Origin of the sequence: Deinococcus sp. Arct2-2 (assembly GCF_004801315.1) — a bacterium.
In the GTDB taxonomy this organism is placed as follows: domain Bacteria; phylum Deinococcota; class Deinococci; order Deinococcales; family Deinococcaceae; genus Deinococcus.
This window is the reverse complement of the sequence record NZ_SSNW01000019.1, coordinates 35,479-51,404: the sequence shown is the minus strand read 5'-3', so window position 1 is coordinate 51,404 and position 15,926 is coordinate 35,479. Positions and strand designations below refer to the sequence as shown.

Sequence of the window (15,926 nt, the reverse complement as noted above, 5' to 3'; positions counted from 1 at the left end):
CAGGGCAGACTGGTCAGGGCATCGCCACGAACCGCACCGCACTTACGAACAAGTTGCGGTCCTGCGGCGGGACGGTATCGGGCAGGTAGGCATCGTCGTGGAAGGTGATGGTCAGCAGAGCTGCCTTAGGCACCTGCACCCGGTAGAGCCGTTCAGCGCTCACACGGGCCGTCAGAAGTCTTTGATCGTCCGCACTGACGCTCATCAGGGGTAGGAGCTTTTCAGCAGCCGTGCCCCGCGCCACAAAGGTCAACACGCCGGGCCGACAGACCTGCAAGACCACCATGCCGTTGGTCGCCAGCACGGCCTGGCCCTCCACCAGTGGCCCCGCCCGGTCGTTCATCCACTGGGCAGGCTCCTGGGGTACACACGAGGACAGCGGGGCGGCGGCCCAATCCGGCACCTGGGGCGTCGAAAGTGCCAGCACCCCCCACAACGAGGCAGGCAGCAACAACCACAGCAACCCCCGCAGCAACAGCCGGAGCCTACTCAACGTCGATCATTCGAACCAGTTCGGCCACGGGCCGCTCCACACTCAACCGCGCCCGCTGGTCGGACAGTTGCAGGCTCAGGCGGTAGCGCCCTGCGGGCAACCCTTTCAGGGTCAGGCGAGTCCAGCCTGAGGGCGAAGCCTTCAAGGCAGTTTGAACGACATTCTGGCAGGGGCCATTGATTGGGCAGGCCAGACCGCGTACCCTGAATTTACCCTGGGGGAGATCTGCTTTCAAGAACAGGGTTACGTTCTCGCCCGCCGTGAGCCGGGTCGGCAGGGTCAGTGCCCGCAGGATCGGCACCCCCGCCCTCACACTGGGCCGCACCCGCTCCAACCACAGCGGCAGCGTGAAATAAGTCAGCAGCGCCAGAGCCAGCAGCGGCGCAGCGGGAGACAGGCGGGGAGCCGGTTGGTCGGCCAGCAGATTCTTCTGCGCCAAGGCCACCCCCACGCCGCCCAGCAGCCAATACAGTTCGGCGTGGCCCACATTGGGCAAAAAGGTGGGTGTATCTACCAGACCCATCGCCAGGATCGCCCACGTCACGCCGTTGACCAACGGATCACGACACCTCCAGGCCGCGAGGGCCAGAGCTCCCATCAGGGCCAGCCAGCCTGACAGCCCGATAATCCCCGTCTCGCCCAACAAATGAAAGGCGGTGTTGTGGGCGATCAGCCACGCGCCGCGCAGGGCGTCCAGCGCAGGCGGACAGCCCCCCTCTAGGCCATAGGTCTGGACAGGCAACCACAGCTTGCAACTGGCGTCGCTGTACTGGGTACTGAAGGCTGGGCCGAGTTGATACGGCCCCGTGCCCCCCCAGGGATGCAGGCGGCCAGCACTCAGGGCGTCGGCCCAGAAGATGCCGCGTCCGTTCAAGGTGTTTTCCAAGAAGCGGCTGGTGACGCCACCCGGCACCGCAGTCTGAAGGCCCAAAACCAGCACGGCGGTTCCGGCGAGAGCCAGCAGGGACGCCTTCCACTGGCTGCGCAGGCCCACCACCAACGCCGCCGCCAAACCTGCCACCAGCGCGATCAATGGCCCCCGGCTGCCACTCCACAGGAACATGCCGAGGCTCAGGCCGCCGCCCACCACCCGCCACACCCACGGCCCGCCGCGCCACGTGACGGCCAGCAACAGCCCCAGCGTGCCGGCCAGCCCCAGGCTGACGCTGGTGTAGTACGGATGCACGAGGCGCGTGGTGAACACCGCAGCGGGATGCAGGACTACCGTGGTGGCAAAGGCCGTGAGGGCCACTACACTGTAGCCCAGCAGCACCGGACGCACAGCGCGGGTGTGGCCCAGCATATAGCCCGCCACGATCAGCGCCACCACCAGACCCCCCCTGATCAGGGCTAAAGGCAGCGACAGCAGAGGCTGCGGCGACAGCAAGGCCGCCAGCAGTTGTAGGGCCAGAAACGCCGCTAACAACGCCCTCCAACCTACGGGAAGCCTCCGAAAGCGGGGCAGGGCCAACAGGCTGAGCAGGCCCGCACCGGGGATCAGGGGCAAGACACCTAGCCACAGGGGGGGAATCGGTAACAGACGGAACTTCATTAGACGCTTATATTGCGTCACGTGGATGCCCATGTCTCTCCCCTACCCTCCCCCGTGACGGCGGAGGGCACGCCGGTAGAGGGAGCCCTCCGCGATCAGGTGCGGGCGCAGCGGGCCCACGCGTACCTCAAACGGCGCCTAGGCAACGGCGCCGTGCTGCTGGGAAGCGAACTGCTGGGCTGGGTGGGCGCGGCGGCCCTGACCAACGTGCTGCTGACCCACTGGGGCGCGCGCCCGGTGCCCTGGGCCTGGCTGCACCTGCTGCTGATCACCTACGCCGTCGTTGCGTCGCTGCGGGTGCAGCCGGGCTGGGGACTCGGGGCCGTGACCGAACTGGAGCGGATGGTCACGACGACCGCGCTGCTGGTGCTGGTGCTGACGCTGGGCCTAGCCCTGACCGAGCAAGGCTGGATCGCTGCCCAGTCAGGGGCGCTGCTGCTGGGCCTGGGCCTCCCCGCCGTGCTGCTGGCCCGCAACCTCGCCAAACGGGGGCTGACCAAAACAGGACACTGGGGCGTGCCGGTGGTGGTCTACGGCGCGGCCCTGACCGGGCAACGGGTCGTGGCGGCGCTGCAAGCCGAGGCGGGGCTGGGCTACCACCCCGTGGCGATCTTCGACGACAATCCCGCGCTGCACGGCACGTCCATTAGCGGCGTGCCGGTGCTGGGCCACACCGACCTCTGGACACAGGCCGCGCCGATTGCCATCGTGGCGATGCCCGGTGTGCCGCGCCCGCGCCTCGTGGAACTGCTGGACGGCCCACTCAGCGTGTACCGCAGCGTCATCCTGATTCCCGATCTGTTCGATATGCAGTCGCTGTGGGTGCAGGCGCGGGATTTGGGCGGACTGCTGGGCCTCGAGATCACGCACAACCTGGCCGATCCGTTGGCCCGCCACCTCAAGCGCGGCCTCGACCTGGTGGCCGTGACGCTGAGCCTCCCCTTCTGGCTGCCGCTGTGTATCGTCATCGCCCTGCTGATCTGGCTCGAAGACCGCGCCAAGCCGCTGTTCTTGCAGTCCCGCACCGGGCTGGGCGGCCAGACCTTCGACACCTGGAAATTCCGAACCATGCTGCCCGATGCCGAAGCAGTGCTGAAGCGCCGCTTGGCCGAAGACCCAGCCCTGAACGCCGAGTGGCAGGCGCACTTCAAGCTCAGAAACGATCCCCGCATCACCCGGATCGGCCGCCTGCTGCGCAAAACCAGCCTCGACGAGTTGCCGCAACTGGTCAACGTCTTGCGGGGCGAGATGGCCTTGGTGGGGCCGCGCCCGCTGCCGCTGTACCACCTCGAAGAACTGCCTTTGCCCGTGCAGCACCTGCGCCGGGAAGTGCGGCCGGGCATGACCGGACTGTGGCAGGTGTCGGGCCGCTCGGACGCGGGCAACGAAGGCATGATCCGGCTCGATCCCTACTATGTGAGGAATTGGTCAGTCTGGCTTGATATCGTGATCTTGCTGAGGACAGTGAAGGCCGTGCTGAGAAGCGCCGGAGCCTACTGAACTCTTTGCCGCGCTCCGCTTGTCGCCTCCCCCTGGCTGGTGGTCCTTCACTTCACCGGCCCATAAAGGACACCCCGCTTTGACCCAGTTCCCCTCACCGCCTGATTCCCGCTCCAAGTCCACCGACGACATCGATCTGGCCCAGGTGTTCGCGGTCCTGCGCCGTCAGGCCCTGCCGCTGCTGCTGGCCCCGGTGCTGGTGGGCGGGGCCACTTACGCCCTGTTCCAGCGTCAAGCGCCCACCTATGAAGCGGTGACCAGCGTGATGGCCGCCCAAAACGACAACAGCAACAGCGTGCTGAACAGCGCCTCGGTCACGGCGCCGCAGTTGCCGCAGGGCGCGGTGGAAGAAGTTGTCCACAGCCGCCAAAGCGTCGAGCGGATGATTGCCCTGCTCAAGACCGCCAAGATTCCAGACCAGGTCAAGGCCGCCATCAGTCAGCAGCTGAACAACGAACTGGCCTCCGACAAGTTCAGCCGCGTGACCGTGAAGGCCCGCTTGGACACCCAGCAGCGCGGCGTGTACGAGCTGCGGGCCAGCGCCGAATCGCCCGAAGCGGCGCGGGTGCTGGCCACGGCCGCCACGCAGGCCCTGCTGGACTGGGACATGGGCCGGGCCCGCACCGGCGTGGGCCGCGCGCGCAAAAACTTGCAGGAGCAACTCAAGAATATTTCCACCCGCCTGGCGGCGGTGCCCGCCGGAAGCGTGGAGGCCCAGAGCCTGATCGCGGCGCGGGGCCAGTTGATTCTCAATCTGTCGCAGGCCACCGTGTTCGAGGAAGGCGCGGTGGGCAACCTGACCCTCCTGGCCGAGGCCAACGCGCCGCGCTCGCCGGTGGCGCCCAAGCCGGCCCGCAACGCGGTCTTGGCCGCCCTGCTGACGCTGTTCGCGGGCGCGGGCCTGGCCCTGCTGCTCGATTCGCTGCGCCGCCGGGTACGCTCTACGGCCGACATCATTGCGCTGGACGTGCCCGCGATTGGTGAGTTGCCCCGCATGGCCAGGGGCCGACGCGCCGAAACTGCCACCGCCGCCACTGCTGGCGTGCTGTACGAACCCACCGGCTTCATCCGGGTCAACCTCAGTACGGCCGTGCCGCAGACGCCGGCCCTGTTCGCCGTGTCGAGCGCCCGCCCCGGCGAAGGCAAAAGCACGGTGGTTGCCGCTGTGGCCGAGTCGTATGCGCTGGCCGGCAAGCGGGTCTTGGTCATCGATCTGGACGTGCACCGCCCCACCCAGCAAGAATTCTGGACTGTGGGCGGACGCCCCTGGGTGCCGCTGCCCGGCGCCGAAGCGGGTCACCAGACCACGGTGGTTCAGGCCATCGAGCATCCGACGCTGGCCAGCGCCATCGATGTGGGGCGCGGCATCCATCTTTTGTTGGCCGGAGAGGTAGGCCGCCGCGCGGCCAGCCTGCTGAACACCCCCGGCCTACCAGAACTGCTGCGCCAGTGGGCCACCGGGTACGACGTGGTGCTCATTGATACCCCGCCCCTGCTGTCGGTGGCCGACGCCTTCGTGATCGCGCCCCATACCGACGGCCTAGTACTGGTGGTGGAAAGCAACGAAACCTCGGTGCCGGAAGTGCAGCGGGTCTTGCAGGGCGCCCGCACCTCGCAGGTCAAGCTGCTGGGCATCGTGGTCAACAAGGTACGCCGCGGCCAGCAGGGCTACGGGTACTCGTACAGCTACGCACAGGGGAACTGAGCCGGGCATTATTGGCAAGAGGACGGCTTGCGGGCTGAATACACGTTATGGCACCAATTCCAACTTCATCTCGAGCAGTTGGAGTTCACCTCAACAGGTCACCTCTTGGGTCATGGACTCCCTCGCCGACGGTTGAACAATCTATAGGCCGCTTGCCCTGAGGCCAAAAGAACAGGTGACATCCATCCGTTGGCCCTCCTCCCAACGGTAAGCCCGTCCCAGCAACTGTCCCTCCTGCATTCCGAGCACCAGGAGGGCGTGCCGCTCATCGAAAAGACCCTGACTCGCTCCCAACGCCAGCCAGCTCAGATCCGCACGCGCATCCGGCAGACGGCCGTCTGGGGCGGCGAGCCAATTGCCGTACCAATCCACAGCTTCGTCAGATCCCCTGGCGACACAGTCGCTCCACCCCAGCAAGTAAGGCAGGTGAGGAAACAAGGGATGGGTCGCCCCAGTGGGAGGGCCCAAGGGAGTGACAAGCTGAACAGTGAAGTGACCCGCAACCACTTCGCCAAAAAGTGTTCCACCTTGCCACCGGCCGAGCACATTCACTTGCCGCATCAAGTCCAAGTGGGCTGCATCCAAGAGACAAAGAGAGCTGATCGGCAAAGACTCATCATCGGAAGGGGACTGACGCGGAGCCGGAAGACCTAGAAACCGTTGTTGAGCACGCTTCATAATTCATATTACACCATATTTGGTGGAACTATATTTAGTCTGGCTTCAAAGCGTCGAGCTGCCACATCATGACGCTCATGACCAACGAGTTCCCATCTGTTCGCTTGCGGCTGGCCGACAACATGCGGCGACTGCGGCACGAGCGCGCATGGTCACAAGAAGATTTAGCAGCGAAGGCACACCTGCACCGCAACCAAATTGGCGCTATGGAACGTGGAAAAAATAGTGTCGGAATCGATATTATTGACAAAATTGCCCTGACTTTCGGCGTATCTATAGGCGAGTTGCTGGATTAGCTTTGAACGAAATTACTCCCCAGTCCTAGACAGGTTTTAGATTTACCCTGTAAACCGGCTGGCGGGAACCAATGAGGTCGAGGTCTCCGGGCTTGATCAGGGAGGCACTTCCACTCTTGGCCGCAGATTTAGGAGCTTGAGGCACGGTACGCGAAGTGCGCCGGAGACCAGCGCATGGGCCGTTGTGCTAGTACGGACTGGCCACAACTCGTCTGCTCCATCTTCGTACCGCTCGAGCGTCTCCGGAGCAAACCAGCAGTATCAACCGTCAAACAGAGCCGGCACTTTGGGCTCGCCCCAAGCTTCAGTGAGAGGCAAAAACCTGCCAGAAGTGCAGGGCAGACCTTGAAGTGGTCAGCCCTGAGCACGAGTTTGGTCACCTCTCTCTTCTGAGGGGTCAAATCATCTTGACTGCACTCCTGCGAGCAGCACCAATAGTTCACGGGCTGCCGTGTCTCGGTGCCCTCCAGCTAATGCCTGCGCGGCCGCCACCCGCAGACTGCTGGCATCTAGGGCTTCAACCTCCAGACTCTCCCGTAATGTCTCGTATTGCGCGCTGCTCAGACGGACGCCGTAGGCCACCTTCAGGGCACGGACGGTATCTTTGGCCCGCTCAATCACCGTCATAGCTTCCAGACGGCGCTGAATGACCTGATTGGGGTCTTCTTCAACCGGAGGCTCCAGCAGCCGAACGTGCTGCACCCGGGCCTGAGCAGCCGGGCTAAAACGGTGACGGTAACCTTCCGGAGTCCGAATAAAGCTCACGAAAAAGCCAGCGCCCGGCATTTTTTTGCCAGCAACCAGCCGCTCAGCCTCATCCAGCCGGTCACGCACCGTGTCCCGGCCAAAGGTGGAGAGCAGGTTGCGGGCCACCTTGGGAGCCATCCCGCGCACTGCCAAACGATCCAAAAGCGCCGGATCAACCTGTTCCAGTTCGTGGGCGAAAGTGTAGGTGATCGTTTGTGCCTGACCCCGGCCCTGGTACGCCACGCCGCTGAGGTACCGCACCCGGATCAGTTCGTCATGGGCCGCATCTAGCACGCGGCGGATCTTGTCTGGCCGCAGGTCCAGGATCCGGGCCTTGCGGCCCCAAGCCACCAGATTGACCTCCAGTTCCCCCAGACGAACCGAGGGATCGTGCAAATCATGGCGCTGACCATCCAGGAGGCGGTAGAGCGCCCGGGCAGGGGGTTGACGCAGCTCCCCCAACATCTGGCTGTTGAGCGGCTTGATAAAACCACGCCTCAAGCTTTCAGCAATCGCAGGCGGAAGAACGATGGTGATCTGGCTGTCCTGATCCACCGCGCCGCCCGACTCAGCGGTGTCAAAGACGATCTCATGGACGTGCCGGAAGATCACGGTGCGGAAACGGCCCCCGTCGTGCCAGCCACGTTCCACATGAAAATTGGTGTGCGAGAGCCGCATCAGTGACTCGTGCAAATTCTTGTGATACCGCCCCGAGGTGTCGAGGCCCGCCGCTCTGAGCAGTCGATTGGCGGTGCAGGTCACGGCATTATTTTCCGGATACCCCGCTGCAGCAAACAGGTACAGAATTCCGATGATCAGATCGTTGTCGATGCCGTGGGGCACCAGATACTGGGAGGTGCCGATGCATTTGACCGACACCGCTTGGCCATTGTCCTCAAAGTGGTCTTCCCAAGACGTGCTGGTGGGGCCCACCCGACTCTGCATTGAGATCAGGCTCAAGCGGGCCAGGTTGAGCTCATCGACATGCCGGGACAGTGGGCGCTTCGGTGCTGTCCGGTGCGGCAAGGTCATGCTTGATGTTATGTTTTTTTTGTTTAAAAAGAAAATGAAGGTTGTCAACAACAAGACATAGACAGAAAGAGCGTCCTAGACAGGGTTTTTAAACACTTTCCCCCAAACTGTCCGCAAGAAAGGCTCCCCAATCCCCCCAAGTGTCCGCGAGGAAATGAGCTTCTCCCCCCAAACTGTCCGCTCGCTGTATGAAATTCACACCCAAGTGTCCGTAAGGTAAATGCGCTCGCCCTCCAAACTGTCCGCTCCTGCCGTTTTAAGAGCGGTAACGACGGTATTGTCCACCTATTGCGGCAAAACGGCGCGTTGGCTCCCGAATCACCCAAAGTGTCCGCAAACCACTTCCCCCAAAGTGTCCGTGGCTTACAGGACTCAATCCCCCCAAGTGTCCGTGAGGAGCACCCCACCAAAAACAGTCTCCCACACAGATTTTTTCTCAATCCCCCCAAGTGTCCGTACCATGTCTGCCCCAAACTGTCCGGAGCTAGAGTCGACACTTTCTCCCGCTCAACGCCCCAGACTGTCCGTGCCCAAGAGGAGTCGAGCCGTCCGCCCACTTGACCCCCTGAAAAGTGAAGGTGGTGGCCCTGATCAAACTGACCTCAATCCAGACGCCCGCCGACTCTCAAGTAGCCCGCACACCTCCTCAACTGACATATGTTTTGGGCCAGGGACACCAACCGGACTGAGCCTTTTGAACAGATTTTCCGTCAGTGTTGACACCGGAGCATTGGGCCGACGCGCGGTCATGCTGCTTCAACAGCTGCATAAAATGCCGTATTTCACCCGTTGGTGGTGAATTCTGAAGCTCAACCACTTCCCTTCTGAAACACAGGCCCATCATCGGCTCTCCCGGTTAACCTAAGTGGTTGAGCAGCCGGCCAGCGAAGTCCAGAACCTAAACTTCGGACTCCCTCTCATCACAACTTCTCCCCCTCAGTTTGGCCCGGCCCGCTGTCCCTGGAGGTTTCATGCAGTTTGATCTGTCCTTGTCCGAGCTGGAACGCTATCACCCCGCCGAAGCCGCCCCCGCTGATTTTGACCCCTTTTGGGCGGACACGCTGGCCACCACCCGCACCTTTGACCTCAACCCCCGTTTTGAACCGGTGTTTCCGCTGCTGCGCCAAGTCGACGCCTATGACGTCACCTTCGCCGGATTTGGCGGCGCGCCGATCAAAGGCTGGTTGCTGATGCCCGCGGGGGCCAGCGAGCCCCTGCCCTGCGTGGTGGAATACATCGGCTACGGCGGAGGGCGCGGCTATCCCACCGATTGGCTTCTCTGGGCGTCTTTGGGCTACGCCCACCTGGTCATGGATACGCGCGGACAGGGCAGCGCGTGGCGTCAGGGCGAGACGCCGGATCCTCAGGCCGGCGGCGAACCGCATGTGCCGGGCTTCATGACCCAGGGCATTTTGAACCGCGACACGTACTACTACCGCCGCTTGTACACCGACGCGGTTCGTGCCGTTGAGGCGGCGCGGGCCCATCCGCTGGTCGATCCCACCCGGATGGCGGTCATGGGCGGCAGTCAGGGTGGAGGGCTGGCGTTGGCCGCGGCCGGACTGCTCCCCGATCTGAAGGTGTGCTTGACGGATGTGCCGTTCCTGTGCCACTTCAGCCGCGCGGTGACCCTGACCGATGACGCGCCGTTCAGCGAAATCGCGCGCTATCTGCGGACGCACCGCACCCGGACGGCGGCGGTGATGGAGACCCTGGGGTACTTTGATGGCCTGCATTTCGCGGCCCGCGCTCAGGCGCAGGCCCTGTTTTCAGTCGGTCTGATGGACACCGTCTGCCCACCGAGTACGGTCTACGCCGCGTACAACCATTACGCGGGGTCCAAAGAGATTCGCGTGTATCCCTTCAACGGCCATGAGGGGGGCGAGAACCTGCAGACGCTGGAGAAAATGGAGATCCTGACCCGCTGGTTGCCTTTGTCTCGTTCCAGCCCAGCGGGGGTCCGTTCTTAAGCGCCCGGGGAGACGTGAGGAAACACCTGCGATTGACAACAGATCGCTAACGGCTGGTCGGCCGCAGCTCAGGGGCACAGCGCCTCGCCTGGAGGTCAGACCCGGTTCACGACTTCAGGCATCTGAAAGAGGGTGAGGAAACGCTGCGCCTCCGCGCGGTCGCCTTCGACGACCAGTCCGCCCGCTTCGGCGTCCGCCAGAAGCAGACCACCAAAGCACAGGCCGCCCAGCAGCTGCACGTCGCCGGTCAGGCTCACGTCCGGGGACTCGGGAACGCCGCGCTGCACGTCCAAGCTCCCCTGATGCACCCGGACGAAGAAGCGGTCGCGGCCCATCTGCAGCGCCACGGTACTGCTCACCCCCTGCGCGGCAGGCGGGTGGAACATGGTCTTCATGGCGGTGACCAACGTGGCGAGGCTGATGGGGGCCTGCGGTTTGCTGGGCGACCGTGCCCCCCAGCGCCCCAGCTGCTGCAGGACAGGTTCCAGTTCGCGGCCCCACTCGCTCAGGACATACACCCAGCTCGCGGCCGGTGGCGGCAGCTGGTCGCGGCCGATCACGCCGATGTCTTCCAAATCTCTCAACCGCTGCGACAACACATTGGGACTGATGCCCGGCAGATCAGCACGCAGGTCGCTGAACCGTTTCGGCCCGAGCAGCAGTTCTCGCACGACCAGCAAGGCCCAGCGCTCACCCACCAGATCGAGGGCGTGCGCCGCCGCACAGCCATCGTCATAGCGGCGGGCAGGGGCAGAGCGCTGGACAGCCATTCTTTTCAGTCTAGGCCGATCCGGTACTTTAAACTAAGTCCAAAGTTGCAATTTCGTACTATTCTGTTATAGACTAAATAGGAAGGAAAATTATGAACAAGTCGACGCATCTTGCGGGACTGGAACGCGCTCCCTCTGGCCCGCCGTACCCCACAGGAGGACGTCATGCACAGACGGTATCCCAGGCAAGTTCGCTCATGAGCCGCTGCTCGCACTGGCCCGCCCGCTCAAGAGGCCTGTCGCCGGGCCAGACGAACGGAACAGCGAGATACCGCACGAGTGGATGCCTCAGCCCACCGAGGACGACCTGAGCCCCTTCCTCCTAGAACGCCTCGCCCCTGCACCGTCAAGGAGACCTATGTTCAAGCATTCCCCCGCCTTCAGTGGTTTCGCCGTGAACGACCTCACGGCGGCCAGAGCCTTTTACGCCGACGTGCTGGGCCTCCAAGTCAGCGAGCAACACGGCATGTTGCGCCTGCACATTACGGGCAGCCGACCCGTCTTGGTGTATCCCAAACCAGACCACGTGCCCGCTGCCTACACCATCCTGAACTTTCCGGTGGATGATGTGGACGCCGCCGTGGACGCCCTGGCCGCGAGCGGCGTGAACCTGCTGCGCTACGCGGGCATGAACCTGGACGAGAGAGGCGTCATGCGCGGTCAGGGGCCAACCATCGCGTGGTTCGCAGACCCGGCAGGCAACATCTTGTCGGTGCTCGAAAACACCTGAACGCCGCCTGAACCTGGAGGTTTACCGATGAGTCTGCCGACTGAATCCCTCTCTGCGCAGGGCCGCGCCGTGATCCTGATCCTGCTGATCGCCACCTTCGTCGTGATCCTCAACGAAACGATCATGAACGTCGCCCTCCCGCGCCTGATGGTCGACCTGAAGGTCACGGCCAGCACCGCCCAGTGGCTCTCGACCGCCTTCATGCTGACGATGGCGGTGGTCATTCCCGTCACCGGCTTCTTGCTCCAGCGCCTGAGCACCCGGACGGTGTTCCTGACGGCCATGACGCTGTTCTGCGTGGGCACCGGGCTCGCGGCGATCTCGCCCGGCTTCGTGCCGCTGCTGCTGGCGCGCATCGTGCAGGCCAGCGGCACGGCCATCATGCTGCCCCTGCTGATCACGACCGTCCTGACGGTGGTGTCTGAACGCGGGCGCGGCGCGGTGATGGGTAACATCAGCATCGTGATCTCGGTGGCCCCCGCCATCGGCCCGACCATTTCGGGGCTGATCTTGCAAACCTTCTCGTGGCGGGCGATGTTCCTGTTCGTGCTGCCGATTGCGCTGGGGATGCTGGCCTACGGCGCACGGACGCTGCAAAACGTGGGCACGCCGCGCCGCCTGAGCCTGGACGTGCTCTCGGTGCCGCTCTCGGCGCTTGGCTTCGGGGGCCTAGTCTACGCGCTGAGCCGCTTCGGTGAGGGTGGCCTCAGTGACCCGAGCGTAAGCGTGCCGCTGCTGGTCGGTGCGGCGGCCCTGACGGCCTTCCTGTGGCGGCAGACCCATCTGAGCCGGACGGGCGAACCGCTGCTCGACCTGCGCGCCTTCCGCTTCCCCGTGTTCACCTTGGGCGTCGGCCTGATGGTCATTGCCATGATGGCGCTGTTCGGCGGCCTGATCCTGCTGCCGCTGTACCTGCAAAACCTGCGTGGGCTGAGCACCTTGCAGACGGGCCTGTTGCTGCTGCCGGGCGGCCTGGTTATGGGCCTGTGTGCTCCCGCCGTCGGGCGGCTGTACGACCGCGTGGGACCGCGCCCTCTGGTGGTTCCAGGCAGCCTGCTGATGACCACGGTGCTGTTCGGTCTGGGCCGCATCGACGCGGGCACGCCGATCTGGGCCCTGCTGGCCCTGCACCTGACCCTGAGTGGGGGGCTGGCCCTGCTGTTCACGCCGGTCTTCACGTCGGCGCTCTCGCCGCTGCCGCCGCAGCTGTACTCACACGGCAGCGCCATCTTGAGCACGCTGCAACAGGTGGCGGGGGCGGCGGGCGTGGCCCTGCTGGTGACGCTGATGGCGGGCCGGGCCGCCCAGCTGAGCGCTCAGGGCAGCGCCCCGCTGGCGGCCCAGGTCGGTGGCCTGCAACTGGCTTTCACCGTATCGGGTGCCATTGGCGCGCTGGCTGTGGTCCTGGCCCTGTTCCTGAAGCGGACGGCTCAGCAGCAGGGTTCGTCCAGTGACCCTCTGCCGCAGCATGGTGACTGATCGCCACCCTCGACTTCACGGGGGTGCAGGATTCTGCGCCCTCCAGACTGTTGCGCCTGATCTTGAGGGCCCAGAGCCAGCCAAACTGTGTAGGACGGTCTTGAAAGATCACCCTTGCCAACAGGCTTTTCGGCTTGAGGGAGAGTGACAAACCAAGCGGTCCACGGCTTGGTTTAACAGATATTTCCGCCACAACCCTGCACCGTGCAGGACTAGGCAGCAACGATTTCTCAGAAAGCTGAGACTGTGACCTGACTCCGGCAAGATGTGGGGCAGCCGTCAGACTGTTGGCCATGGCCGCCTCCCCTTTCCAGTTCGACAACACCTATGCGCGTGACCTGCCGGGCTTCTACGCCCCCTGGAAACCAGCGTCCGTTCCTTCACCGAGTTTACTGTTCTTCAATCTCGAACTGGCACTCGAGCTGGGATTGGATCCTGACGTGCTGAACGGGCCTGAAGGCGCCGCCATCTTTGCGGGCAACCTGGTTCCTGAGGGGGCCGAACCGCTCGCCCAGGCCTACGCCGGCCACCAGTTCGGCGCGTTCTCGCCTCAACTGGGCGACGGGCGCGCCTTGCTGTTGGGTGAGGTCATCGACAGGCTCGGACGCCGCCGCGACATCATGCTCAAGGGCTCGGGCCGCACCCCCTTCTCGAGGGGGGGCGACGGCAAGGCGGCCCTTGGCCCCATGTTGCGTGAGGTGCTCATCGCCGAAGCCATGCATGCACTCGGGATCCCGACCACACGAGCCCTGGCCGTGGCGGGCACGGGCGAGCCGGTCTACCGCCAGCGTCCTCTGCCCGGTGCCGTGCTGACCCGCGTGGCAGCGAGCCATTTGCGCGTGGGCACCTTCGAATTCTTCAGCGCCCGCAGCGAAACGCAACGGGTTCGGCAGCTCGCCGACTACGCCCTGGCCCGGCATGACCCAGAGCTCGTGGGTACACCTGACCGGTATCTCGCCTTACTCCAGCGGGTGGCGCAGCGGCAAGCGGCCCTCATGGCCCAGTGGATGAACGTCGGCTTCATTCACGGCGTGATGAACACCGACAACGTGACGATTTCCGGCGAGACCATCGACTACGGACCGTGTGCCTTTCTGGAGGCGTACAACCCAGACGCGGTGTTCAGCTCTATTGACCATGGGGGGCGCTACGCCTACAGCAACCAGCCGCTGATCGCGCGCTGGGGCCTGGCCCGGCTCGCCGAGACCCTGCTGCCCCTGATCGCCGGAGACGAGGGCCAAGGCGCCCTGTCCAAAGCCATTGGCCAGGCGACCGAGGTGATCGATGCCTTCCCCGAGTGGTATGCCGCTGCGCTGTTGAGAGGCCAGAGAGAAAAGTTGGGCCTGCAAGCTGGGGATGATCAGGAAGACCGCGCGCTCGCGGCGGACTGGTTGACGTTGCTGCACCACCATAGAGTGGACTTCACCCTTGGGTGGCGCCGGCTGGCAGATGCGGCGGCGGGCGACGAACGGCCGCTTCGCTCCTTGTTCCCCCAGCCGCAGGCAGCTGACGCCTGGCTCGCCCGCTGGCGATCACGCGGAGAAGGCGGGCAGGCTCCGGAATCAGGCGAACGGGCCGAGCGCATGCGCCGCGTCAACCCGGCGGTCATCCCACGCAACCACCGGGTGGAGGAAGCCTTGTCAGCCGCGTCCGAACAAGGAGATCTCGCACCTTTCAGACGCCTGCTGACGGCGCTCCAACGGCCTTATGACGAGACGCAGGAGCAGGCCGAATACACCGAACCGGCGCGTGCGGAGGTCACGGCCGACTATCGCACGTTCTGCGGCACCTGACGATGCGCAGATGAGGCATACAGTTGGTCACCCACTGCCAAGGATCGAGACCCGTGGAACGAGAAGTTGCTCGACCCAGGACATCCTGTCTGCGTGGCACCCCTTCAACTCCGCTCGCGCTCAGATCCAAGAACGACGGCTGGCGGCCCGGTCCGGAGCCAGCTCCAGGCGTTGTAAAGGCGTCTTCAGCATCACTCGGTCGGCGCTTGACCAGACGCGCTGCTGAAACAGCACGAAGGCCAAGACGCCGGTCAGCGGCCCTTCTCCCCGCACTGAACACGCTCTCTAGGACGCTGTTGGCTGGACAACAGAGGTGGATGGGGTATTGCCCTCGTAGTCTCTGCCTCCGTGGCCTTGTTGGGAACTGCACACCACCAGGGTCCGCACCGTATTGGCGTGCTGAAAGGCAAAGGTTCGGTTGAGCACGTTGGGACAGACTACACACATATGTTCGCACTCGGGCGTTCGAACGAATCGCTGCTTTCCCCTGGCCTGCAGACTCCCAGCCCGTACAGGGCACGGAATCCGCTTGCGGGAAACGTGTTGTTCTTCAGCACGCAGATTGGCTTGAAGACGAGGGGCCTCGGAGCGCCCTGTGCGGGCCTGGTGAAGCTCACGGACGCGCTGCGCCACCAGCGCGTCCTGCTCAGCGAGTGGTGCGCTGGGCCTTCTGTGCCAGCTGTAAAACGCACTGGTGGAGACGTCCAGCACCCGACCTCACACCTTGGTGGACACAGTGAAGCCGAGCAGGCCCGCATCAATGTCGCGCTGAACCGCACCCTCCGGCGAGAAGGGCTCGCAGGCGGCATCGTCTTCGCTTGGCTGGACGAATGGTTCAAGCGCAACTGGCTGTTTCTGAACCTCGAGTGTCCTGCCGACCTTGATCCGCGTTGGCTGAACACCTTAGACGCTGAAGAACACTACGGCCTCATCACCACCGATCCCGAGGGTGAGAGCCGGCGCTGTGCAGTCCCCAGCGCCGGACCTTGCCCCCCGTGCCGGATGCGCCGGGCCTGCACGCCCAGGCCACTCCCGCTGCGCTGCATCTCGCGTGGCGCACCCAGTCTGGCCTGGTGGATCTGCGCCTGGACACCCATCCGGCCGCAGGCAACGAACTCCAAGTAGATCTCAGTGGCGAGGGGGCGTCCTGCGGGTTAACCGCGACTACGCAGCGTTCAAGC

General features: G+C 64.2%; 12 protein-coding genes. 8 read left to right on the top strand and 4 right to left on the bottom strand.

The features are described from left to right. Positions 1 to 13: 13 nt before the first annotated feature. Together E7T06_RS10160 and E7T06_RS10155 are read right to left on the bottom strand one after the other, a co-directional pair. Positions 14 to 475 carry a carbohydrate-binding domain-containing protein gene (locus E7T06_RS10160; protein ID WP_136365685.1) on the bottom strand — a complete coding sequence of 154 codons (462 nt, stop codon included), beginning with the start codon at positions 473 to 475 and terminating at the stop codon, positions 14 to 16. Between the two features lie 10 nt (positions 476 to 485). Next, positions 486 to 2,045: an O-antigen ligase family protein gene (locus E7T06_RS10155; RefSeq protein WP_168733468.1), complete on the bottom strand. Its 1,560-nt coding sequence runs from the start codon at positions 2,043 to 2,045 to the stop codon at positions 486 to 488. Positions 2,046 to 2,099: 54 nt separating this feature from the next. Here E7T06_RS10155 and E7T06_RS10150 point away from each other — a divergent pair, with 54 nt between their 5' ends. The 3 genes from E7T06_RS10150 to E7T06_RS10135 all read left to right on the top strand — a co-directional run bounded on the left by E7T06_RS10150 (position 2,100) and on the right by E7T06_RS10135 (position 6,224). Continuing rightward, the gene (locus E7T06_RS10150; RefSeq protein WP_240740957.1) at positions 2,100 to 3,545 is read left to right on the top strand and encodes an exopolysaccharide biosynthesis polyprenyl glycosylphosphotransferase; all 1,446 of its coding nucleotides are present in this window, start codon (positions 2,100 to 2,102) and stop codon (positions 3,543 to 3,545) included. 79 nt (positions 3,546 to 3,624) lie between these two features. Next, complete coding sequence (locus E7T06_RS10145) at positions 3,625 to 5,250, top strand: polysaccharide biosynthesis tyrosine autokinase (protein ID WP_168733467.1); 1,626 nt, start codon at positions 3,625 to 3,627, stop codon at positions 5,248 to 5,250. A 755-nt stretch (positions 5,251 to 6,005) separates the two neighbouring features. After that, positions 6,006 to 6,224: a helix-turn-helix transcriptional regulator gene (locus E7T06_RS10135; RefSeq protein ID WP_240740956.1), complete on the top strand. Its 219-nt coding sequence runs from the start codon at positions 6,006 to 6,008 to the stop codon at positions 6,222 to 6,224. 402 nt (positions 6,225 to 6,626) lie between these two features. Here E7T06_RS10135 and E7T06_RS10130 read toward each other — a convergent pair whose 3' ends face one another. Next, positions 6,627 to 8,003 carry a replication initiator protein A gene (locus E7T06_RS10130; protein WP_136365680.1) on the bottom strand — a complete coding sequence of 459 codons (1,377 nt, stop codon included), beginning with the start codon at positions 8,001 to 8,003 and terminating at the stop codon, positions 6,627 to 6,629. Between the two features lie 971 nt (positions 8,004 to 8,974). On the opposite strand from E7T06_RS10130, the gene E7T06_RS10125 reads away from it, so the two are divergent. Further along, positions 8,975 to 9,973 carry an acetylxylan esterase gene (locus E7T06_RS10125; RefSeq protein ID WP_136365679.1) on the top strand — a complete coding sequence of 333 codons (999 nt, stop codon included), beginning with the start codon at positions 8,975 to 8,977 and terminating at the stop codon, positions 9,971 to 9,973. A 95-nt stretch (positions 9,974 to 10,068) separates the two neighbouring features. Here the strand turns inward: E7T06_RS10125 and E7T06_RS10120 are convergent, their stop codons facing one another. Further along, positions 10,069 to 10,743: a helix-turn-helix domain-containing protein gene (locus tag E7T06_RS10120; RefSeq protein ID WP_136365678.1), complete on the bottom strand. Its 675-nt coding sequence runs from the start codon at positions 10,741 to 10,743 to the stop codon at positions 10,069 to 10,071. 358 nt (positions 10,744 to 11,101) lie between these two features. Between E7T06_RS10120 and E7T06_RS10115 the strand changes: the two genes are divergently transcribed. The 4 genes from E7T06_RS10115 to E7T06_RS10100 all read left to right on the top strand — a co-directional run bounded on the left by E7T06_RS10115 (position 11,102) and on the right by E7T06_RS10100 (position 15,870). Further along, the gene (locus E7T06_RS10115) at positions 11,102 to 11,473 is read left to right on the top strand and encodes a VOC family protein (RefSeq protein ID WP_136365677.1); all 372 of its coding nucleotides are present in this window, start codon (positions 11,102 to 11,104) and stop codon (positions 11,471 to 11,473) included. 27 nt (positions 11,474 to 11,500) lie between these two features. After that, the gene (locus E7T06_RS10110; protein WP_136365676.1) at positions 11,501 to 12,952 is read left to right on the top strand and encodes an MDR family MFS transporter; all 1,452 of its coding nucleotides are present in this window, start codon (positions 11,501 to 11,503) and stop codon (positions 12,950 to 12,952) included. Positions 12,953 to 13,245: 293 nt separating this feature from the next. Further along, entirely contained in the window at positions 13,246 to 14,745 is a 1,500-nt protein-coding gene (locus E7T06_RS10105; protein ID WP_136365675.1) for a protein adenylyltransferase SelO, read from the top strand. A 606-nt stretch (positions 14,746 to 15,351) separates the two neighbouring features. Further along, on the top strand, positions 15,352 to 15,870 hold the full coding sequence (locus E7T06_RS10100) for a hypothetical protein (protein ID WP_136365674.1): 519 nt from the start codon (positions 15,352 to 15,354) through the stop codon (positions 15,868 to 15,870). The last annotated feature ends 56 nt before the right edge of the window (positions 15,871 to 15,926 follow it).